The 23,139-nt window shown below is 37.5% G+C and carries 14 protein-coding genes; 6 read left to right on the top strand and 8 right to left on the bottom strand.

The features are described from left to right. Window positions 1-43 precede the first annotated feature (43 nt). The 8 genes from ACOVO2_RS06260 to ACOVO2_RS06225 form a co-directional block, all read right to left on the bottom strand. The gene (locus ACOVO2_RS06260; protein ID WP_421769144.1) at window positions 44-937 is read right to left on the bottom strand and encodes a PmoA family protein; all 894 of its coding nucleotides are present in this window, start codon (window positions 935-937) and stop codon (window positions 44-46) included. Between the two features lie 86 nt (window positions 938-1,023). Beyond that, window positions 1,024-2,358, bottom strand: a complete 1,335-nt coding sequence (locus ACOVO2_RS06255; protein ID WP_421769143.1) for a putative oxidoreductase C-terminal domain-containing protein — start codon at window positions 2,356-2,358, stop codon at window positions 1,024-1,026. A gap of 207 nt (window positions 2,359-2,565) precedes the next feature. Then, window positions 2,566-3,936: an acetylxylan esterase gene (locus ACOVO2_RS06250; RefSeq protein WP_421769142.1), complete on the bottom strand. Its 1,371-nt coding sequence runs from the start codon at window positions 3,934-3,936 to the stop codon at window positions 2,566-2,568. After that, window positions 3,936-6,608 (bottom strand): sialate O-acetylesterase, encoded by a 2,673-nt coding sequence (locus ACOVO2_RS06245; protein WP_421769141.1) that lies wholly within the window; start codon window positions 6,606-6,608, stop codon window positions 3,936-3,938. Before ACOVO2_RS06245 ends, ACOVO2_RS06250 begins: the two co-directional genes overlap by 1 nt. Window positions 6,609-6,764: 156 nt before the next feature. After that, window positions 6,765-9,479 (bottom strand): beta-galactosidase GalB, encoded by a 2,715-nt coding sequence (gene galB, locus ACOVO2_RS06240; RefSeq protein ID WP_421769140.1) that lies wholly within the window; start codon window positions 9,477-9,479, stop codon window positions 6,765-6,767. A gap of 21 nt (window positions 9,480-9,500) precedes the next feature. Beyond that, a complete protein-coding gene (locus ACOVO2_RS06235; RefSeq protein WP_421769139.1) occupies window positions 9,501-10,799 on the bottom strand; it encodes a hypothetical protein in 1,299 nt (432 codons plus the stop codon). A gap of 389 nt (window positions 10,800-11,188) precedes the next feature. After that, window positions 11,189-12,892, bottom strand: coding sequence for a RagB/SusD family nutrient uptake outer membrane protein (locus ACOVO2_RS06230; protein WP_421769138.1), 1,704 nt, complete (start codon window positions 12,890-12,892; stop codon window positions 11,189-11,191). A gap of 22 nt (window positions 12,893-12,914) precedes the next feature. After that, on the bottom strand, window positions 12,915-15,962 hold the full coding sequence (locus ACOVO2_RS06225) for a SusC/RagA family TonB-linked outer membrane protein (RefSeq protein WP_421769137.1): 3,048 nt from the start codon (window positions 15,960-15,962) through the stop codon (window positions 12,915-12,917). Between the two features lie 397 nt (window positions 15,963-16,359). Here ACOVO2_RS06225 and ACOVO2_RS06220 point away from each other — a divergent pair, with 397 nt between their 5' ends. The 6 genes from ACOVO2_RS06220 to ACOVO2_RS06195 form a co-directional block, all read left to right on the top strand. Further along, complete coding sequence (locus ACOVO2_RS06220; RefSeq protein ID WP_421769136.1) at window positions 16,360-17,520, top strand: substrate-binding domain-containing protein; 1,161 nt, start codon at window positions 16,360-16,362, stop codon at window positions 17,518-17,520. Between the two features lie 34 nt (window positions 17,521-17,554). After that, window positions 17,555-18,541 (top strand): aldo/keto reductase, encoded by a 987-nt coding sequence (locus ACOVO2_RS06215; RefSeq protein WP_421769135.1) that lies wholly within the window; start codon window positions 17,555-17,557, stop codon window positions 18,539-18,541. Between the two features lie 91 nt (window positions 18,542-18,632). Then, window positions 18,633-20,384: a glycoside hydrolase family 9 protein gene (locus ACOVO2_RS06210; protein ID WP_421769134.1), complete on the top strand. Its 1,752-nt coding sequence runs from the start codon at window positions 18,633-18,635 to the stop codon at window positions 20,382-20,384. Between the two features lie 30 nt (window positions 20,385-20,414). Further along, complete coding sequence (locus tag ACOVO2_RS06205; protein ID WP_421769133.1) at window positions 20,415-21,209, top strand: cupin domain-containing protein; 795 nt, start codon at window positions 20,415-20,417, stop codon at window positions 21,207-21,209. A gap of 156 nt (window positions 21,210-21,365) precedes the next feature. Then, window positions 21,366-21,881, top strand: coding sequence for a gluconate 2-dehydrogenase subunit 3 family protein (locus ACOVO2_RS06200; protein ID WP_421769132.1), 516 nt, complete (start codon window positions 21,366-21,368; stop codon window positions 21,879-21,881). A 125-nt stretch (window positions 21,882-22,006) separates the two neighbouring features. Next, window positions 22,007-23,139, top strand: a 1,133-nt coding sequence (locus ACOVO2_RS06195; RefSeq protein WP_421769131.1) for a GMC family oxidoreductase N-terminal domain-containing protein, incomplete at its 3' end; no start/stop codon positions are given.

The following is a 23,139-nucleotide window of genomic DNA, read 5'->3' as shown; positions in this document are numbered from 1 at the left end:
AGATTTAAAATCTGAGAACCGTATTTTATCAGTTTTCCAATAACTACTCTGTCTTATATTTTTCAAATTGTTCGGCAATTTTAGCCGTTGCGGTATCGCCCGAGTGAACTAAAACTCGGTATTTTAATTTGATTGTTTGTCCTTTTTTTAAAGTCGTTTCTTTATCATTTTGTGGCCAATACATTGGGGTTGGCGAGAAAAAACCATAATCACGAGTAAACCACGGCGATGGATACCATTCGTTGGATGGATGTTGTAAAATTGCCATTCCTTCGATTTTATTGCCACGATTTCCGTAAAAATCAATCCAAGGTGATTTTTTGCCGAAAGTTTCTTTTTCTCCCTTATCTCCATTGGCGTTTATCATAGTTCCTCCATTGATAACCGCCAAATCGGCATCCATTCTCCCGCTGAAAAGAGAGTGGTTTGTTTTTTCAATCGTTACATCCATCAGCATCTCCATCGTAATCTCAAAATCAAGTTGATAAATATCGTTCGATGGGGCAGTAATAGTAATTTTACGAATGTCTTTTACGGGAGAATTTGCGTTTGGTCGTCGCCAAATACATTCATCTTGAATCACTACCTTATCAGCACCTGATTCTATGATATCAGCTCTTAATGAAATTATTTGTCCTCTTTCAAGTCCTTCTTGCCAATAATTTCCACCATTTACTTTATCGCAACCAAAAAACAACGAACTATGATGCGGATAATTTCCATTTCGCATTGAAGTTACACTGGCATTTGAAGGCCCGTTTACAGGAAAAAAGAATGGATATTTTTCATCTTGTGAAAAAATATAGCTCGTGAAAAGGTTATTATTGATAAGAATATCAATTTTTGAATTGAATTTTTGGGCTACAATTTTGGTTTGGGCGAAAACCTTAAATTGTAAAATTGACAAAATAATAAGTAAAATATGTTCTTTTTTCATGTGTAATATTAAATGTTTTGCAATTAGGTACAGGGTATCCCGTAGAGACAGGGCATGCCCTGTCTCTACGAAAATTGGGAAATATTTTATTTTTTCTTAGCCAATTCCAATGCTTTGGTTGTGGTGTAATATTTCACGAGCATATTGGGGACTTCCCAAGCTGGCAATTGATTTTTTGCCTTGTAATCTAAAAATCTATCCATTACTTCACCAAAATGTGCTTCGTGACCTGTTCGATAAACATCTGGAATTTCAACTAACCATTCTGAACCTTGCTTTTTAAGATTGATTCCTGCAAACTTTGCTTTTAATGTTTCAAAAGCACTGGTGAGTTCAGAATCAGTTAAATTTAATGGTTTTATATACAGTTGAGGTACAAATTTCTCTTCTTTTCCTTGTCTGATTTCGAGATTTGCTTTTGTACCTTTCATAATTGAATAGTGGGTATCGCCACCTTCGGGGGTGCTATAATTCCACAAAACTTTCACTTTTGCGTTTACACCTTTCAAACGATAATTGATTTCACCATTGGCAAAAATATTGAGCGTAGTATCATTTTTTAGGTCTTTTTTTAGGAAGTCAGGGAAAGTAGAGCTACCCGTAATCAACGAAAACTGACTGAGTGTCATGGTTGTTGGCCAACGTTTTGCAGAAGTTAATTCTACATCTTTTGTTGAAAGCGTTACATTCGGAAAGGCTGCCCATTGCACTAAGTCAACCAAATGGGTGGTTACATCAACAATTCCTTCACCTTGTTGTGAAACATCCATAAACCAAGTTGGGCGTTTGAGCGGACTACCCGAAACATACTTATAAAAATGATGTACACTTTCTTTGATGATTGATGGGTCTGCTGGCGTTCCTTTTTTGAGTGTTCCGAAAATAGTAGAAATCTGCGACAATTCTTTTTGAAGAACCGTTGTAATTTCTGAGCGTTCGGTCATGATATCATATAACAAAACATTGTTTTTCTTGGCAGCTTCAAAGGCTTTTTGTAATTGAATATAGCCTTTGGTATCAATACACATTGGTTTATCAGCCAAAATATTGATGCCTGCTTCGGCAGCTTTTATGATGTATTCGGTTTTCTTTTTATTATTTCCCGCAATTACCAAGACATTGCCTTTTTTCTCGGCAATCATTTTTTCCAGATAATCATTGCCTTGATAAACGTTTTCTTGCCAATTGGTCGGATTTTTGGCACGAGTATTATAACTCTCAATACGCTTGAGATGGTCTTGTAAATCCTGCCCAGAGGGGGCATAAACATTCACAACTTTTTCTACATTTTCGTAAGTTTTATTCTGAACCAAAGCAGCATGAAAATGTCCAGGGTCGAGGGTTATAAACTGAATAGGTTTATTTTGTGCAATCACGGCTGAACTGATAATTGAAAAAAGGAAAAATGATTTTTTTAACATTTTGTATTTTATTTGTTTAATACACTAAGTTCTAAAAATAATTCAAATACTGTGCGTTTATTTACTCTTTTTGCAAAAAAGTATCAAAAAATGATTGTTTTTAATAGTCCAAGGTTAAGCGTTGAGAGTCCATAGTTATCTGAAATCAAAAAAGAATGCAAATCCGATAACTTATTTGGTTTTAATGAGAGTTTTAAGTCCCTTCATTTATTTACAATCCCCCCAATATCTACACGCCCAAGCAATCCATGTACTCCAATTTGGGCCAGTGCTATGCCCGCCTGCGTGTTGTCTGAAAGCTATTTCTCCATCCACTAATGGCATTCCCAATTTGGGAAAATCCATTGTTCCTAAATCTTTTTTGTTAAATAAACGATAGACCGAACCAGCATGAGCAGCACCTAAAAACATACCTTTGGCATCAATCCACTGTCCTTCAACTTGTGGCGAACCAGAACTAATAAAAACTGGTCGAGGTGCAACCAAAGCCACTAATTGATGTGCATCAACTGGGAAATCGTTTGGTGTAAGTTTACTGGCATATTTGATAAAATTTCCCGCAAACCAATGATATTCGGCCGATGAAGCAAGGTTTTCGACTTGTTCGCCAAAAACTCTACGTAAAATTTTTACCCCACCAGCTCCGGACGAACCAATGAAACCCAACGAAAAACGTGGTTCAAAAGCCATCGCAACTATTGCAGCTTTTCCGTAGCGAGAAAGTCCTTCGATAGCGATACGTTTTGCATCGACTTCTTTATCGGTTTCAAAATAATCTAATACACGACTGGCTCCCCAAGCCCATGCTCGTAATGCTCCCCAGTCGTCAGGTTTTCTAAAATTTCCTTTGTTGGTTAGGCCAATAATGCCTTTTGTAAGTCCAGCACCATTATCAGCCTGAACGCTGCTTGGGTCTATGATAGCATAGCCCCAGCCTCGTGAAATGAGTTGTTCTTTCCAAGTTGGTTCGCCCGACGAACCTAAACCGATGGGTTGAGTTGTATTAGGGCCGAAAGGAGAGCGGATAAAACCAAATTCCAATACGACTGGTACTTGTTTGGGGGCTTGGGCGGGCGTTGCGACCAATAAATTTATCTCAACTTTGATGGTTGGATAAGCTGAATTATCGACAATACCTTTGAGCGTTTTTTCTTTAATGGCTTGATTACCAAGCATTGTGTCTTTTACCGAAATCACTTTCCACGTGACTGATGGAATGTTTTTGGATAATCGGCCATATATTTCACTTTCAAAATCTTCTACAATTTCTGGTCTTCTTTTTTCAAGCCATTCTTGAGTAGTTTTTACTTTTTTTCCATTTTTCAGCACCAACGCATCGGGCAAAGTATATTGATTTACTTTTTCTTCCGAACTATTAGCCGCATTGGCATCTTTCGGATTACCCGAAGGGCCAGGGCGAAGTTGAGAACGCTCAATCCCTAACTGCATGAGCATATTGCTATGGTCATTTGTCGTGAGTTTATTGATACTATCTCTTTGGGCAGGAGAGAGTCCAAATTGGGCAAAAGTAGAGATGCTGATGCTACTCAAAAGGACGATTTTGGTAATAGTTTTCATTACTTTTTAATTTCTTTTATATGCTCGGCAACATTGAGCATGGTATCAATATAAATATCTTTTTCGTTTTCTTTAAGGTAATGAAGAAGTTTGCTGTGAGCCTCTTTTGAAACATTCAGACCATGCTCACCACCGACACCATGAAATAGGAAAACCAATAATTTACCTGAACTTTGGGCTTGCTTTACTAAGTCAATCATCTGCTCGCCTGTTGTTCCTTCCATGCTGTAGCAATCAATATCCATTAGATTTTGCTCGTTAATGCTGTGCATTTGGCTTCTGACCGAGCGTGCCGCTACAAATTCATTGGTGAGTGTTTGAATAAATTCGCCCTCGATTACTTTCTTGTGTCCGCAAGTGAATGCAAAGGTGCGTTTGTCTTTTCCATCAATTGCTTTCAAATACGTATTACACATTTTTACTTCATCTTGCATTTTTCTCAAACTATATTTACTCAAATCATATTCGGGTTTTACCCAACTCATACCCGGCAATGAGGCATCGCAAGGATGATAAAGCGTATGATTTCCCAATTCATGGCCATTCATTGCCGCTCTTTTCCATCCACTAATTCTGTTGGTGGCTGCATCTGATGAGGCAGTTAGGTAAAATGTACCTTTAAGGTTCAATGAGTCTAAAGCAGGAATTACATTGTCGAGATGAACATTTAGAGCGTCATCATAAGTAAGTACAACCGAACATTTTTTGCCTTTCCATGCTTTTGTTTCATCTAAACTTTCTACATCTGTGCGGAATGGAGAAGCTGGTAAATCGACAGAGTTATAAAAATTTACACCTTCTGGATTATCTTGCCAAGCGTAGCGAACGTATTTTGGATTTTTTATCGCTTCGTTCCAAATCTCAATTTTATCCTTGCCAATTACTTTTGTTTTTGCCCAAACGAATTTTTTGTCATAATCGGCAATCGAAAACCATCTGAGTTCTTCACCATCTTTTGAAGTGATGCCGTCGGCTACATTGCTAAACGTGAGTGTAATTTTGCCATTTTCAATGTTTTGTGCCAATAAAGTTGGCCCTGAATGCACTAAATCTTTTTCGCCATAAGCAATATTTCTTGCCGAAAGTGCCAGCCTTTTACCAATGTCTTTTTTGTTAAGCGGGTGAATGTCGTTCCATTCACCCAAATCAATCGTAACCGTTACAGCGGTGTTAGGTAGTGTAAGTGCTTGATTTTGTGCTTCTCTGAGCAATGCGTTATTACTTTCGCTTGGCGTGTAGTTAATTTCTTGATAATTAGTGAGTTGTACTACAAAAAAAGGTAGATTTGAATCATTCCAAAGGTTTCGCCAATCGTTGATTAAGGCTGGAAGTAGCTGGTTATATGGTTCTGGATTACCAACATTACTTTCTCCTTGATACCAAAGAAATCCTTTAATTTTCATCGGTAATACTGGAGCAATCATTGCATTGAAGAGGGCAGTTGGTTGATTTTGTTGGTTGATTCCTCCACCGCCAAATCCACCAAAAGTTATTGGCTGGTAGGCTTCACCCACTTTATATTGCCAAGTACCTTTAAGGTCGATTTCTTCGCCATTGGTTGTCATGTAGTATGGTTTGTCTGGCACAAAACCACCTTTTCCAGCAGAATTAGAGACTCTAATGACGAACGTATTTTTACCTTCTTTCAATAAATCGGCTGGAATTTCGTAGCGACGAGGTGGATATTGGTAAGTAATATTGCCAATTTTCTTGCCATTTACATACATTTCATCAGCATCAATGATTCGCCCCATGAAAAGTTTTACGGGTTTACCAAGCCAACTTTTAGGGACTTCAAAAGTTCTTCTAAACCAAACTACACCGTTTAAGTCTTTGATTCCTTGGTCTTCCCAATAACCTGGAATATTCATGTTTCGCCAGCCTTTTGGTTGATAATCTGGGCTTTCCCAATGCTCAATCAAACCTAAATCTTTTATTTGTGTAGTGGTGTTTCTTGGAACTGACAGACGGCGATTGAACGAATTTACATAGCTTGTATCCTTGTTTCGAGCGATGGTTTTTTGAATAGCATCAAAGTTTTTGTATCCACCCTCACTAATCCATGCTTCGATAGGCGTTCCACCGACAGAACTATTGATGATGCCAATCGGAACCTTATATTTTTCGTGAATCTCTCGGGCAAAAAAGTATGAAACCGCCCCAAATGCAAGAATATCTTTAGGATTTGCCGCTTTCCATTGACCTTGTGGAAAATCATCTTTAGGTGCGTTCAGATCCGTAAGCGTTTGCACAAAGAAATTACGAATGTCGGGAAAATTGGCGTTTGTAATATCGTCAGGATACTTTTCTTTGACTCTTTCCATTGGTGTAACCATATTGCTTTGCCCACTACAAAGCCAAACATCGCCAAATGCAATATTTTTGATTGAAATTTCATTTTTTCCTTTCAAAAGCATTTCAAAACCAGTTCCTGTTGGTTGAGCGGGAAGCAATATTTCCCATTTACCATTTTCAGCGGTTGTGGTTTTAAAACTTTTTTTGTTGAAAGTCAGTGTTATTTTTTCTTTTGGCTCAGCCCATCCCCAAATTTTGATGGGTTGGTCACGCTGCAAAACCATATTGTCCGAAATTAATTTTGGCAATCTGATTTGTGCTTTTGCAGTGTAAATGCCTGATAGACAAAATGCTAATAAAATTTTTAAAAGCCTCATTTTATATTTTAATTAAACGCGGTATATTAATGAAGAATGATGTAAGTGATAATTTGGATGTAAATTATGTGCTAATGTTGTATGGTTAGCTTGGGCATATCCAATACGCCCAAACAATGATTTTATAAATAAATTCTTAACCGTAACATATAATATTTATTTTGAGAGAATTTCGATTTCGTATTTTTCTAAATCATCGGCAGTCATCCGGACTTTTAGTTTTCCGCTTCTCCCTTTTTTCGCCCTCACAATAACTAACGCTAATCCATGATATGCTTCTCTGGTAGTAGATGTAAATTTAACCAAATTTGTAGGATCTCCATTATCAGTTGCTACGATTTCACCCGGGCCTTCTAAACTAAAATTTATAATATTGCTAGCATCAGGTATTACCAAACCGTTGATATCAGTAATTTTTACCGTGATAAAAGCTAGATCTTCCCCATCAGCTTTTATAGTAGTTTGGTCGGTAGTTGCTATTATTTTCGATGCTTTATCGGTTGTTTTGACAGTTTCCTCGGCCCATTTTTTTCCATTTTTGTATGATATTACTTTGATTTCACCTGGAAAATATTTTACTTCATCCCAACGAATACGGTACTCAAATTCATTTTTCTTTTTTCTACCTAGCGATTGCCCATTTACAAAGAGTTCGGCTTCATCACCAGTAGTAAATACATGAACTGGGGTTATTTCCCCAATTCGATTTGGCCAATTCCAATGTGGTAATATGTGTACAATAGGCAAATTTGGTCGCCAACGAGCTTGGTAAAGATAAAAGCGGTCTTTTTTAAAACCTGCTAAGTCGATGATACCACTGTACGAACTACGAGCAGAATAGTAGGGAGTTGGCTCTCCGAGGTAGTCCCAGCCAGTCCAGACAAACTCGCCGGCTACGTATGGATGACGATCTTGTGTTGCAAAAACCTTGTCGGGAGATGAGCCAAATTGTGCTGTGTAAAGTTCATAAGCACTAACTTCTGCTGTGATAGGATTTCCTCCTTTATTATCGCTTACTGGGGCTGAATTTTCATTAGTAACTGGAAAAAGATAAGAGCCACGAGTGCTGAGTGCAGATGCAGTTTCGCTGCTAATTATCATTTTTTCAGGAAAAGCTTTCTGAAAAGCAGGATAAAGTGGCGATGTTCGTATACCTTTTAAATGTAGATAAGCAGGTGCATCTCTGATACCTTCACCTTGATAGTTCAGGCTCAAGAAGTCCATTTCTTTGGTAAATGGCATATCAGGTTTTGCATAATTTTGCGATGCCGACGCTGGTCGAGTTGGGTCTTCTTCTCTTACAATATCGTGTAATTTTTTTGCAATTTTTGCACCCTCGTTTTCTGTATATTGTTCGCCAACTTCATTACCAAAACTCCAGGCAAATATTGATGGATGGTTCCGATCACGCCTTATAAACGAACGAGTGTCAGGTTCATGCCAGTCAGCAAAAATTAAATGAAAATCATGGGGAGTTTTTTTACGTTCCCAGCTGTCAAAAATTTCATCAATTACTAAAAAGCCCATGCGATCGGTGAGGTCGAGTAATTCGGTTGCTGGTGGGTTATGGGCCATTCTGATTGCGTTACAACCTAGTTCTCTTAAAATATCGAGCTGCCTTTGAGCTGCACTGATATTAAATGCTGATCCTAAGGCACCTAAATCATGATGTTGGTTTACTCCTTGAAGTCTGATCGCTTCACCGTTAACTATCAAACCTTTTATCGGATTAAATTCAATTTTACGAATTCCAAATTGAGTATCATAAGTGTCAATTACTTTTCCTTTTTGATAGATTATCGTTCTCGCAAGGTATAAATTTGGCTTTTGGGTTGGATATGGACCCCAAAGTTTTGGATTTTTAAGAATTATCGTGCTTTGATCGGCATAATTCTTTTGCGAAGCCACAATAAATTTTTCAGTTGGAAAAGCAGCAATTTCAGTTTTTGACATATTTCCAGCCTCATCAAGCTCAAAAATCTGGGTTTTTACTTCAATTGATTGTGTAAATTTTCCTCTGTTTTCGATATTCAATTTAAGATCTATTTTTGCTTCCTTTTCAGAGACTTCTGTCGTTGTGATGAATGTACCCCACTGAGCTACGTGAACTGGTGAAGTTTTCGTAAGCCATACATTCCGATAAATTCCTCCGCCTGGATACCATCTTGCTGAATAATTTGGATTGTCGAGGCGAATCGCCAACTGATTAACACCACCATAATTGATGTAAGGTGTGAGATCTAGTCTGAAAGAATTATAGCCATACGGCCAACCACCAACTAAATTGCCGTTTAGCCAGATCATGGCATAAGACATAGCCCCGTCGATATCTAAATATATATTTTTGCCTGAGTCGGCTTTAGGAATTGTTAATTTTCTACGATACCAAGCAACCCCATGACTTGGCAAACGTCCCATTCCACCGCCTACTTCTGGGTTATTTCCAGTAAAAAATGCTTGTTTGATTGCCCAATCATGTGGAATTGTCACTTTTTCCCACTTACTGTCTTGAAAATCTGGCTTTACAAAAGGGAAATCAGCACCTGGGTTGGCTTTAGGGCGGATATGTTTATTGGCGGGCTCTTTAATGAAGTCATTGCCCGACGGTAAAATCCAAGGTTTCAATGCTTCATTATGGTTTTCTATTTTTACTGCCTCAGTTGGTTTTGAATCTGCAACCTTGCTATCATTGACTTCTTCAATTTTTGGACGAACTTCGTAAATCAAGTTATCACTTTGGCCGGTATAACGCATGAATCGCCAACCGTCGCTTAGTTTTTGGCGTTCTCTGACAAAATTTGCTTTTTTGTTTTTTTGAGCATACGCACTTAATGTGATTATTAAAAAAAAGAATTTTATCCAAAATTTCATATTTTACATTGTCTATTTGAATCAATTATTTATCACAATAGTGGTAATACTACTCGGCGGAATATCCATCGCCACTACTTTGTCTGAAACATTTAAAACCTTTTTTGTCAAATTAGCAGTTTCGCTCGTTGTGTAAGCTGCAGCTGAAGTTGGATTTAAACCGTTTATTTGTACATTTCTTACGGTAAAACCCTCAGGGTTTAGGATTACTACAACAGTTTGGTTATCTTTTTTATAGGCAGTAATTTTCAAGTAGTTATTCGCAATCGTTTCTGTACCTATTCTCACAAAACTTGGTCGTACAAATTTTGAAAAATTGGCAAAAGCGTAGCCTCGCTTCAAAACTGCTCCATTGGTTGTACCTTCTTCGCCATCACCGATAAATGAATAATAGCGTTGTAAATACCACCATATATAAGCATTCCAATTATTCATCATTGCATCATGGATCGAAGCCAGCATTTTTAAGGTCTCTCCCCACTTTGCCGACTCAGAATAAGTACTCCATTTGGCTGCACCAGCATTTCCGGTATCTAGATTAAGTAAATATTCCGTCATCCAAATCTCTTTTTTTTGTTGTTCGGCTAAGGGAAATTTGGCTAATCCACCTCCGTAAATATGTCCGGCCAAAATATCAATTTTTTTTGATGCACTTTCATTTAAAAGCAAAGCATTCGTAAAGTTTTGGTTGAAATTAAACGATTCAGGGGCTGCCAATTTTGCTCCAATAATTTGCCCTGGGGCGTTTAAAAACGCAATCATTTCCTCTGCAGTCCAATCGCACGACTCGTAATTAACTTTTATATCAGGTTCATTTTGTATGGATACTATATCAATTTTTGCCCCGTTTGTGGCCATAAATGTTATAAACTCATTTATATAATCTTTGAATGCTTTGTAATTTTCAGGAAGAAGGTTACCCTTGATATCACTCTTATTACTTTTTAAAGCGGGTGGAGGAGACCAAGGACACGCCAAAACTACTACACCATTTTTATTGGCTTCTTTGACCGCCTCAATTATTATTGGCCATTCAGCTTTGTTGGATGCGATTCTTACTCTAAATATACTCAAACCTAATTCGTTTTCGTTCAGTCCGAATGCTTTGGTTGCTTCAGCTGGTTTTAATGATTGCGTTCCCCACATGCGATTTGCTCCACCGAAGCCAGCAATGGTCTGATAGGTAGTTTGTGGATTGATTATTATTTTAAAAGGTTCTACTTTTTCTACTACAGTTGAAACATCATCTATGTTTTTTTTGCAACCCGAAAATGCAATGATGTTAGATAAAAAAAAAGCAGTGATTAATATATTTTTCATTTTCATTCTTCATTAGTATAAAATTTGATAAAACTCGACAGTTTTTTTTAGTTGTTGAACTAAGTACTATAATCGGAATTCAATCTTTTGAAAAATGCTCATTTTTTATTAGTATACAGCTAATTTGTGTAACCAATGTATTTGTCTATTATTTTCTACTAGTTGATTTCAAGAAGCTGTAAAAAAAACAATTGATAAAGCTTTCTTGGCATGTTATACCTAATAGATTATTCTATCTACTAAATTTTGCCTATTTGATACGGATATTGAAATATTGAGCCCTTCACCTTTGAGATGAAGGGCTAACCGGCTATGCCGTTTTTTGGTAAGATATTATCACGTTAATTTTTTATTTGAGACAGGCTAAATAACAAACCTTGATGTACTTTCTAGTAACCAGGGTTTTGCTCTAAAACTGCACCACTGTTACGGTCAATTTCTGATTGCGGAATTGGCCACAAATTATAGGTGTCTCTTACTTGTGATGCATAGAACGGATTACATTTTCTTACTCTTTCAGCCCATTTACCCAAACGCATCAATGTAAACATACGTTTTTCTTCAAAGCCAAATTCTCTGATACGTTCATCCAAAATGTAATCAATATTAACTTCAGATGGAGTCACTGCTTTTGCTTTTGCTCTCGAGCGAACAACATTTATATCAGCCGCTGCCGCATCTAATTTATTCAGACCTAAATTCGCCTCTGCTCGGAGTAGGTATGTTTCTGCCAAACGCACCAAATATTGATCTTGATAAGTTGCACCAGCACCACTTTTTAACAAAAATGGATACCTAGAGTCAGTTCCGGCCAACAATCCTGCTGGGTGACCAAACGGGTCAGTACATTTTGTTTGATACGGATATATTGCTCTGTCGCTCACGCCAGAAACAACTCTAACGCCGTTTACGCCAGTTGTACCACTTGGTAAGTTTGCAAAATCAATCTCTCGTCCGAATAATGGGCTTGATATGTTATTAGCTCTGAACTTTCTCACAAAGTTGTGATTAGCGTTTCTGATATCATTTGTTGGATCATCGTAGGCATTATCAATGAAATATTTCGATGGAGCTAGGAAGCCAACGCCTCTACCACCTGAATAATCCCCAATGGGCCAATTGAATGGTGCCACACCATTAATTCTTAAATCTCTGAGCAAAGGAGCATGTACACGCTCGAAAAGAAACGCATTTTCATTTAAGAAACCTACGGTAGTTGGCGAGGTGCCACCCGGGGTGTCAGGCTCTAACTGAATAACCCAAAGGCCTTCCGTATTTGTGTTTCCAGCTCTGTTTTGGTTGTTTGCTCGGAATAGATCCCAATATACATCACCTGGTGTTTCGGTTCGGCGTGAGCCAAAGCGGTTTGTCATCAGTCTTACTGCTGAATTGTTTATCACAGCATCAGCGGCAGTTACAGCGTTTTGAAATTGGCCGTCAGCAATATATACTTCAGCTAAATAATGTTGAGCTACCAAATTTGATATCTGACCATCTCTCACAGCTGTGATTGCCTTTAGGTTCTCAGCTGCAAATTTCAAGTCAGTAATTACTTGAGCATAAACTTCCTTACGAGTTGCTCTAACGAAATCAATTTTTGGAACTTTTACTTCCTCCAATATCAATGGTACACCACCATAGAGATATGCCAAACAACGGTAGGCAAATGCTCTAAAAAAACGACCTTGAGCTTCATATTCTTTTTTCTGCTCATTATTCAGTTTTGAAGAAGGAATTCTGCCAATGATTGTGTTTGCTTCTGCAATGATTTTAAAATATGGATTCCAGTGCCCGTTTGAAAATCCATTTACTGCATTGTAATCAGCACTAAGGTTTGGTGCTGAAGCAGTGATTGGAAAACCAATATCTGTTCGGTAAGCATAGTTCCACGGTTGAAAATCATTACGAGAGTATAATTCAAGGCGTACTAAACGATAAAGATTATTGACCGAGGCCTCAAAATCCTTATTCGAGTTAAATGCATTTTCCGGTGTAAGGCTACTTTCACTTTTTTCATCTAGGAAAGATTTTTCGCATGAAATTGTTGTTAAGCACAGCGTGAGCCCTAATAAAAATTTATATATATTTTTCATTTTTTTAATTTGATTTTAACAATTAGAATGTTAGCATTAGACCACCAGTATATCCACGAAGCACAGGTCTTCCATCTGTGATCATACCTTGCCCAGTTTCTGGGTCCCAACCCTCGAATTTTGTAAATGTTAAAAGGTTTTTGCCACTCACATAGAAATTTATTCTATCAGCTTTTATTTTTTTGAGAATATTGCTTGGCAATTCATACGAGAAAGTGACATCTTGAAGTCGAATGAAATTACGTTTCTCGTATAAAATTGGTTCTACTTTAGACCTTGTGCCAGTAATTACCCTTGCGTATTTTCCATCAGGGTTAGATGGCGACCAGTAGTCAACACCCACGAGATCATTATTTCTGATTGCATTATCATCTCTAAAGTATGTACGAGTATTATTTCCTAAGTATCCATCTTTACCTCCTTGAATCGAGTTAAAGAAAACATTAAGTGAAAATTGCTTGTAGGTGAAGTTATTCTGCCAGCTCATTCTAAATTTAGGTTCTAATGTGCCCAAAAACGCTCTATCCAAAGCCGTAATATCTTTATCACCGTTTTGGTCAACTACTCTATAACCACCCAACTGGAAGCCTGGAAGTCTTTCTTCATTTAGTTGATAGATTCCATCGGCCTGATGATCAAAAATCGTGTTTATACTTCTTCCAATATATAAACCACCGGTTCCAGTTGCTACGATATCATCTTCAATACCGTCTTTATTATTGTCCGCACCGGTCAATTTTACAATTTTATTAGCATTTCCCCACACGTTAAATGAGGTATTCCACTTAAAGTTTTGTCCTCTGAATACATCATAATTGATGGTTGCTTCAATTCCTTTGTTGCTCAATTGACCAACATTAGATTGAATATTTCCGAATCCAGTAAGGTTTGGCAACGGAACACTGAATAAGAGATCATAAGTCTGGTTATTATAATATTCCAATGTACCAGATAATCTGCTTTTAAATAAACCAAACTCAACACCAACGTTTAAACCAGCCGTACGCTCCCATTTGAGATTATCATTGCCAAGACTATTTACTTGTTGTCCAAAAGCTGTTGCTCCACCATTTCCGAATATGTACGATTGATTGACACCTACCAATGCCAAAGAAGAGAATGCTGGGGTTTGATTTCCAGCTATCCCATACCCAACTCTGAATTTCAAGAAGTCAATTGCACTGATGTTTTTGATGAAAGCTTCTTCCGAAGCAATCCAACCGAGGGCAAAAGTAGGGAATATAGCCGATTTGTTGTTTTTAGCAAAACCAGAGAAACCATCGCGTCTAATTGTGGCAGTTAGCAAATATTTATTATCATATTTATAATTTACTCTGGCCATTTGGTAGGCAAGTGCTTGTCTATTTGATGTGGAAGATGCATTTCTGACATCGGCATTACCTAGTTCATTGAAACTTAGGTTTAATCTTGAAAAACCAACTCCTTCAACGAATGTTTCATTAAATTTACGCTCAATTGCTCCATAAAGTAAAGTAGAAGAAATCTCATTTTTACCGAATGTTTTGGTGTAATTAAGAATGTTGTCAAAAGTATAATCATAATAGTTTTGGAGTCTTTTGCTTACTCGTCCGGTAAGATTACCTTCAAATTGACTCGATGTGTATCGCTCCGAATTTCTACCGTTGTTTCCGAAATTCATGCGATAATTTAATCCTTTGATAAATGGAATATCTACATCGGCAAATACATTCGCGAATAGGTAATTATTGCGGTCTTTATCATCCACAAAATAAGTATTGAAAGGGTTAGGTACAACCGTATTCGTTGGATTTGGAATCACATTTCCATTGGCATCATAAGGAACCAGTAGGGGGGAAGTAATATTCAGAACGCCAAAACTCGGTTCAGCACCATCTTGATTTACAAATGAGCCAGACGATACCAAACCAAATTTCAACCAATTTAGTGGTCTGATTTCTAGGTTAGCTCGTACTGTATTTCTTTTAAAAATATCATTAATGATGTATCCTTTTTGGTCTACGAAACTACCAGAAAGTAGATACTGTGCTTTTCCACTTCCTCCGGAGATACTAAGATTATTTTCAATAATTGAACCGGTATTGGTAGCTTCATCGGCCCAGTTGTAGTCATTTGGAAGTAATTCCGTACGGTTGGGTGTTGCCATCGTGGCATCAACTACTCTTCTAACATCAAAGTTTGGGTTCTTTTCGGTGTAGTTCGGAGCCAAGTATGCTTGGTCATAAAAACCTTCGGCAAGGGCTGTTAAGAATTGTTCTCTATTGTAAGGCTTAAGTGCTGCCCCAACCGTTGGATTTTGGATGGTGTATGCAGAGGTAAACGAAACGGTCGTCTTTTTGTCGTAACCACCTTTTTTGGATGTAATTAAGATTACTCCATTGGCGGCCTGAGCTCCATATACTGCCGTCGAACTAGCATCTTTCAAAACATCGATCGATGCAATATCAATAGGGTTGATCGAAGATAAAGACCCATTATACTGAATACCATCAAGGATAATCAATACGTTTCTGTTACCGCCCAAAGTTGTTTGGCCTCTAATAGCAATCGGTGGAGTACCGCCCGAATTGGTGGCAACTCCCACGTTTAGACCAGGAACTGCTCCTTGCATAAATTGTGCAATATTTGTATTCGGTGCACCTTCTCTAACTTCTAAATTGACCCTGGCCACCGAACCAGTTAAGTCAACTTTTTTCTGAGTACCATAACCAACCACCACCACTTCATTTAACGCCGACTGGTCTTCTAATAAAGTTACCTCAATTTTCGATTTTGAATTTAAGGCAATTTCTTGGGTTTTGTAGCCAATATAACTGAAAATTAGTGTTTCAGTATTCGCCGCTGAAATTGAAAACTTTCCATCATTATTTGTTACTGTACCTTTCGTTGTCCCTTTGATCGTGATACTCACTCCAGGTAAAGGCTCATTTTTTTCGTTGGAAACAACGCCTGATATTTGAGCAAATAATGTAGAACTTATAAAAAAACCTACAGTTACTAATGTTAGGAAACGAATATGTTTCCGCCATTGATTCAATTGTGCTTTTGGGGTTTCAAAATAAACTTGCATAATAGTTTTGTTTGCATTTAAACGATTAGAAATGGTTGATTTTACTATAACTTGGTTGTATTTCTGGAATATTAGAAAAGTGCAATTTTAAATAATGTTTGTAATGTTTTAAGTTAATGCCAAGAAGACCTAAAAAAAACTGGCATTTATGTTTGATACATGAATATATATACTATGATTTGGACTTTAATAAGATTTAGCAGACTAATTTTTATAATTTTATGATGAAAACTACCGCACACGTTTTCGGAAACGTTTCCGATAGTTAAAACTTCAAAAAATAAATTTGTAACAATAATACAATATAGCGTAATTGTGTAAAATTTGGTAAAGTGTTGGTTTGATCATTTAAAATCAAATGTTTCTTATTAATTATTAATAAAGTACAATACTTAAAATGATTTCTTGTGTAAAATGTGGAGAGGTCGATTCGATTATAAAATCAGGATTCGTACGTGGTAAGCAGCGTATGTATTGTAAAAATTGTGATTTGTATTTCCTTATAAATCCACCTAATCGCATCACAAACAAAAAACAACATCAAACCACGATAATTGATGTAGCAAAGGTATTGGGTGTTTCTCCTTCGACAGTTTCAAGGGCTTTAAATAATAGTTCAGAAATCAATGAAAATACTCGAGCTGAAATAATGAAAGTTGCTAACGAACTCGACTATCGACCTAATTTTTTAGCTCAAAGTCTCAACCGTGGAGAAACACACATGCTTGGGGTTGTTATACCTGACATTCAGAGACCTTTTTTCGCGGGTGTTTTGGCCGGTATTCAGAGAATCGCGTCTGAGGCTGGTTATCGAGTCATGATTTGTCAGTCAAACGAATCGCACAACACCGAAGTTTTGAATGTGCAGGCCTTGATGGCTAGTCGTGTCGATGGCCTATTGATTAGTCATAGTAAAGAGACAAATTCATTTGAGCATCTTAAATTACATTTAAGAAAAGGCGTTCCAATCGTGCATTTTGATAGAGTTTGTGAAGAACTCGAAACCGCCAAAGTGATTCAAGAAGATTTCGATGGAAGTTTTGCTTTAGTGGAGCATTTAATAAAACAAGGTTGCAGACGAATTGCTGCGTGTGCTGGTCCCGAAGATTTATTGATAAGTCAGAAAAGATTAAATGGCTATAAATCAGCTCTACAAAAATATGGTTTATCAATTGAAAACGATTTGATATTTCATAGTACTTTTAAAAAAGAAGATTCCCTCAATGCATTAAATAATTGGTTGGAGTTGAGCGAACCTCCCGACGGTATTTTTACTATTCACTACGCCAATGCTATTGAAATGATTATGTCGTTGAAGCAAAAAGGAATAAAAATACCCGACGAAATTGCCCTAGCTGCCTTTGGAGATGATATAATTGCATCAATGATTGAGCCTTCATTGACGGTTTATAATCAATTTCCTTTTACGATTGGACAAGAAGCTGCCACAATTTTGATTGATAATATTATTAATAAAGAAACATTTGTGCCATTTACGAAAGTTATAAAAGGTGAATTAATCATTCGTCAGTCGTCGAGAAAACATGCGACGAATTAAAATACAATGTTAAACATTTATTCTAAACTCTAATATGAATTACAGAAAATTAGGAAAAACAGGATTTGAAATTTCGGAAATTAGTCTCGGTACATGGCAGGTAGGTGGAGTGTGGGGCGATGAATTTAGCCATGAAAATGCAGCAAAAATCTTAAACTCGGCCGTTGATTCGGGAATAAATTTTATTGATACTGCCGATGTATATGGCGATGGTGAAAGTGAAAAAGCCGTTGGCCGTTTCGTAAAAAGTCGCTCAGAGCGAATTTATGTAGCTACAAAATGCGGTCGTCAGCTCAATCCGCATGTAAATGAGGCCTATCAGCCAGCTGTTTTACGCAAATTTGTTGAAAATAGTCTGAAAAATATGGGACTTGAAACCCTCGACTTGATTCAGCTTCATTGCCCACCAACAGAGGTATATTATCGGCCAGAAATCTTTGAATTATTTGATAGACTGAAAGATGAAGGAAAGATTCTGCACCTTGGCATTAGCGTTGAAAAAGTGGAAGAAGCTCTCAAAGGCATTGAATATGAGAACGTAACGACAGTTCAGATAATTTTCAATACTTTCCGTCAACGCCCTGCCGAGTTATTTTTCGAGCAAGCAAAAAAGAAAGATATTGGAGTAATCGTACGTGTGCCACTGGCAAGTGGTTTGTTGACTGGGAAATTCTCTAAACAATCTACTTTCACCGCTGGCGACCACCGAAATTTCAATCGAAACGGCGAAATGTTTGATAAAGGTGAAACATTTTCGGGTATAGACTATGAAACTGGGCTTGCTGCGGTAGCGGAATTAAAAGCCTTGTTTCCGACTCAAGAAAACTTAGCTCCATTGGCCTTGAAATGGATTTTAGGTTTCGATGCTGTTAGCACAATCATTCCTGGGGCTTCTCGTCCTGAACAAGTATCGGCCAATGTAGCTGCTTCCGATTTTCCAGATTTGAGTTCTGAGCAAATTTCGCAAATGAATTCAATTTATGAGAGGCATATCAAAAAATTAGTACATCATTTGTGGTAGTTTCTTACAGCAAAGCCTTCATTTTATTGATGAAGGCTTTGTTTTTGGTCAATAATGTTGGTTCAAAACCGCGAAATAAACAGTTTCTTTAATGAAGATATTCAACCTTATAATCAAAACTTTCGCCTTTTTGGTGACTAGTATTCCTTTGACATTTGCTCAAAACCCAAATATTCGCCTCAATCAAGTTGGTTTTTATCCGAACGCTACCAAAATAGCCGTTTGGGTTGGCGATAAACAAGAAGCTTTTTTTATTCTAAATACTACAAAGAAAGATACGGTTTTGAAAGGAAAACTTTCGCCGCAAAGAATAAATACTATTTCTCAAAAAACTACTCAAATTGCTGATTTTTCTGACTTAAAAAAAGAAGGTAATTATCAATTGGTTATTCCAAATATTGGTGTTTCCTATACTTTCGAAATAAAACCTAATGTGCATCGTGAAGCCGCAATTGCTTCACTAAAAGCCTTTTATTTTCAAAGAGCTTCTACGGCACTACCCGAAAAATATGCAGGGAAATGGCATCGTCCATCTGGACACCCCGACGATAAGATATTGATTCATGCTTCGGCAGCTTCGCAACAAAGGGCAGAAGGAACTTTCATTTCTTCTCCAAGAGGTTGGTACGATGCGGGTGATTATAACAAATACATCGTAAACTCGGGAATCACGATGGCCACGCTGCTATCTGTTTACGAAGATTATCCTGAGTTTTTTAAAAAATTTGAAGCCAATATTCCAGAAAGTGACAATAAGATTCCAGATTTGATTGATGAGTCTTTATGGAATTTAAGATGGATGCTAACGATGCAAGACCCAAACGATGGAGGGGTTTATCATAAACTTACCAATCCTTCATTTGATGGCATGGTAATGCCCAATGCGGCCACAAAACCACGCTACGTGATTCAAAAAAATACGATTGCTACCTTAGATTTTGCTGCCGTGATGGCACAAGCAAGCCGAATTTTGCAAGGATACAAAAAAGAACTCCCAGGTTTGGCAGATTCTTGTTTGAATGCTTCGATGAAAGCTTGGAATTGGGCAAAAGAAAATCCAAAAGTTGTGTATCGTCAGAATGAAATGAATAAAACTTTCGACCCTGATATTGTTACAGGTGGGTATGAAGATCGAAGCGATGCTGATGAATGGATTTGGGCGGCAACTGAACTTTACATTACCACAAAAGACGAAAATTACTACAAAGCTGTTACACTTTACCCCGATAAACCACTCTCAATTCCAACTTGGAATCAGGTTCAATTATTGGCTTATTATTCACTGCTCAGAAATGAAAAAAATCTTACTGAGTTAGCGAAAAAAGATATACCAAATTTAAAGAAAAAACTTTCAGATTTTGGTGATGAATTATTGTTAGGTGTTGAAAATCAAGCGTTTAATACTGTATTGGGAAAAACCGCCAAGGATTATATGTGGGGGAGTAGCTCACACGCAGCTAATCAAGGAATTGCACTTTTGCAGGTTTATAAGATTAATACTAATAAAAAGTATCTTACTGCTGCATTGGGCAACTTAGATTATTTATTGGGCAGAAATGCAACTGGATATTCTTTCCTAACGGGTTTTGGAAGTAAACAAGTGATGTTCCCACATCATCGCCCGTCGGAAGCAGATGGCATTAAAGAGCCTATTCCTGGTTTACTTTCGGGTGGGCCAAACCCTGGCCAACAAGATAAATGCGTAGGGTATCCGACTAAAATCGCTGATGAATCATTTTTAGATGTAACTTGCTCATATTCAACCAATGAGATTGCTATTAACTGGAATGCACCGATGGTATATCTGACGGCTGCTATCGAGGCTTTGCAGAAGAAATTTTAAATATAATAACCCTATTCACCTCAAATAGCTATGAAAAATCTTATTCCCTTAGTTGTAATTACCTTTTTTGCTCAAAATGTGTGTTTCGCACAAGAAAAAGTTAGTGAATCAAAAGTTTTTAGATGGGATGATTTAGCAGTGGTAAAAAGACCACAAGGCGAGGCCCGTTTAATTTTGGAAGGCTCCACACCTCATTTCAAGCTTTTTAAGATTCATGCAACAACTGTTGTTCCAAAAGGTAGAATGAGGAAAGAAGCATACACGCAAGAAAATGAAGAATTAATCATCGTAAAAGAAGGTGAACTAACCGTAACTATCGAAGGAAAAACAAAGGTTCTGAAAGCAGGTGGAATTGCCTTGATAATGTCGGGTGATATGCGAGAAACAGTCAATTTAAGCGAATCCAACACTACTTACTATGTATTTCAGTACAAAAAAGACACAATCGATATAGATAGAGGGAAAAAAGCAGGTGGTTCAATTTTGATGAATTGGGACGAAACTACCTTTAAATCTCATGATAAAGGAGGAAGAAGAGATTTTTTCAATCGCCCAACCAGCATGAGTAAGCGATTTGAAATGCACACAACAACGCTCAACGAAGGACTAATGAGCCATGAGGCACATCAACACAAAGCTGCCGAAATTATACTTTTGGTTAATAGTCAAGGCAACGAAAAGGATAGTAAAGCCCAAGAAACCATCAACGGTGTTTGGCATGATTCAAAAGTTGGTGATGTAATATTTTTACAATCAAACGATTGGCACGGAATAAAAAATGTGGGAAAGGATACTTGTACTTACTTTGATTTTCAGTTTGAGTAAAGAGTTCCACAAAAAGATTTATCGTATTTAGCTCCCCTTTAGGGGTTGGGGGTAGTACGTCGCAATAATCTTAGGTTTCGTCTAACACAACTCATTCATAATCAAATCTTTAGATAGATTTATTCATAACATTACTATTCAACCTAATTTAAAAAAATGAAACGAAGAACCGCACTCAAAAATGTGCTGTTTTCTGCCGCAGGTATGCTTACAGTCCCTGCGTGGGGAAATGCTTGGAATTCGAGTACCTTCACTCAAACTTCTTCAATTTTTACTGAAAGTCAGGCAGAAATACTAGATATTTTGGTCGATGCCTTAATTCCGAGTTCCGAAATCATCGGGGCTAAAGATTTAGGTACGTCTGCATTTATCAATCGGATGTTGGCAGATTGTTATGAAACAAATGTTCAAGAAAATTTCAAAATCGGCTTAGAAACTGCAAATAATCTGGCAAAAGAATCTTTCTCAAAACCATTAGCTGATTGCGATAAAGTTCAACGTAATGAGCTTCTAATCAAACTCTCAAATACTAATGACGCTCAGCAAAAAGATTTCTTTTCGCTTCTAAAACAACTCACAGTTCTGGCTTACACCACATCAGAGTATGTACTCACGAAGCATTATAATTATGTAATGGCACCGGGTCATTATTATGGTTGTGTAGATATTTAATTTGACAATTAGCTGTTAGCTCTTAGCGATTAGCTTTTTGAAAAGTTTTGTTTTTGTTGTAACTATTTGATAACCAGTCAATTCAAGCTAAAAGCTAATCGCTGACAGCTAAAAACTAAAAAAATATGAGTTTTCTAAATATAGATTCGGTAAAAGCTCGTACTTTCGATGCAATCGTGATTGGTTCAGGCATAAGTGGCGGGTGGTCTGCCAAAGAATTGTGCGAAAAAGGGCTAAAAACTTTGGTTTTAGAGCGTGGCCGTGATGTGAAACATGTGATTGATTACCCAACTACCATGAAAAATCCGTGGGAGTTTGAGCATCGTGGGCAAGTGCCACTGGAGATTAGAAATCAATATCCAAAAGGTCGTTCGAGTTTTATGCGTGAAGAAACCCTTCATTGGGCATTAAAACCTGACGAACAACCATTTGTAGAGGAAAAACCTTTCCAATGGACTCGTGGCTATTATGTTGGCGGAAAATCATTACTTTGGGCAAGGCAAACCCAACGCTGGTCGGACTTAGATTTTGAAGGACCAAAACGTGATGGATTTGCCGTGGACTGGCCAATCCGATATGCAGATTTAGCTCCGTGGTATAGTCATGTTGAAAAATTTGCAGGTATTTCGGGCAACAAAGATAATCTACCACAATTACCCGATGGTGAATTCCTGCCAGCGTTTGAGATGAGTTGTGTCGAACAATATTTTAGAGACGTTGTTGGTAAAAACTATAAAGACCGACCAGTCATTCATGGCCGTTGTGCTCATGTAACTGAGCCAAAACAAATTCACCTCGACCAAGGTCGTGCTTCTTGCCAAAACCGAAATTTGTGTAATCGTGGCTGCCCGTACGGAGGATATTTTAGTAGTAATTCTTCGACTTTACCTTGGGCCATGAAAACTGGAAAGATGACCCTTCGTCCGCAATCGGTTGTTCATTCGATTATTTATGATGATAAAAAACAAAAAGCAACTGGCGTTAAGGTCGTAGATGCCAACACAAAAGAAATGATTGAATATTATGCAAAAATCATTTTTGTAAATGCTTCGGCACTTAATTCTAATCTAATTTTGTTGAATTCAATCTCCAATCGTTTTCCCAATGGCATTGGAAATGATAGCGGCACTCTCGGAAAATATGTGGCTTGTCATAATTACAGAGGAAAACTAAGTGCCGATGTAGAAGGCTTTTTAGATAAACGAACCGACGGGAAAAATCCGAGTAATGCTTATTTGCCGAGATTCAGAAATTTATA

Origin of the sequence: Emticicia sp. (assembly GCF_049241225.1) — a bacterium.
Classification (GTDB): domain Bacteria; phylum Bacteroidota; class Bacteroidia; order Cytophagales; family Spirosomataceae; genus Emticicia.
The sequence above is the reverse complement of the archived record's forward strand: the minus strand, read 5'-3'. Positions and strand labels throughout refer to the sequence as shown.

Coding starts and splice junctions, on each gene's coding strand:
- ACOVO2_RS06210 (WP_421769134.1), top strand. CDS start 18,633: ATGAAGATATTCAACCTTATAATCAAAACTTTCGCCTTTTTGGTGACT.
- ACOVO2_RS06200 (WP_421769132.1), top strand. CDS start 21,366: ATGAAACGAAGAACCGCACTCAAAAATGTGCTGTTTTCTGCCGCAGGT.
- ACOVO2_RS06260 (WP_421769144.1), bottom strand. CDS start 937: ATGAAAAAAGAACATATTTTACTTATTATTTTGTCAATTTTACAATTT.
- ACOVO2_RS06205 (WP_421769133.1), top strand. CDS start 20,415: ATGAAAAATCTTATTCCCTTAGTTGTAATTACCTTTTTTGCTCAAAAT.
- ACOVO2_RS06230 (WP_421769138.1), bottom strand. CDS start 12,892: ATGAAAAATATATATAAATTTTTATTAGGGCTCACGCTGTGCTTAACA.
- ACOVO2_RS06250 (WP_421769142.1), bottom strand. CDS start 3,936: ATGAAAACTATTACCAAAATCGTCCTTTTGAGTAGCATCAGCATCTCT.
- ACOVO2_RS06225 (WP_421769137.1), bottom strand. CDS start 15,962: ATGCAAGTTTATTTTGAAACCCCAAAAGCACAATTGAATCAATGGCGG.
- ACOVO2_RS06255 (WP_421769143.1), bottom strand. CDS start 2,358: ATGTTAAAAAAATCATTTTTCCTTTTTTCAATTATCAGTTCAGCCGTG.
- ACOVO2_RS06220 (WP_421769136.1), top strand. CDS start 16,360: ATGATTTCTTGTGTAAAATGTGGAGAGGTCGATTCGATTATAAAATCA.
- galB (WP_421769140.1), bottom strand. CDS start 9,479: ATGAAATTTTGGATAAAATTCTTTTTTTTAATAATCACATTAAGTGCG.
- ACOVO2_RS06235 (WP_421769139.1), bottom strand. CDS start 10,799: ATGAAAAATATATTAATCACTGCTTTTTTTTTATCTAACATCATTGCA.
- ACOVO2_RS06215 (WP_421769135.1), top strand. CDS start 17,555: ATGAATTACAGAAAATTAGGAAAAACAGGATTTGAAATTTCGGAAATT.
- ACOVO2_RS06245 (WP_421769141.1), bottom strand. CDS start 6,608: ATGAGGCTTTTAAAAATTTTATTAGCATTTTGTCTATCAGGCATTTAC.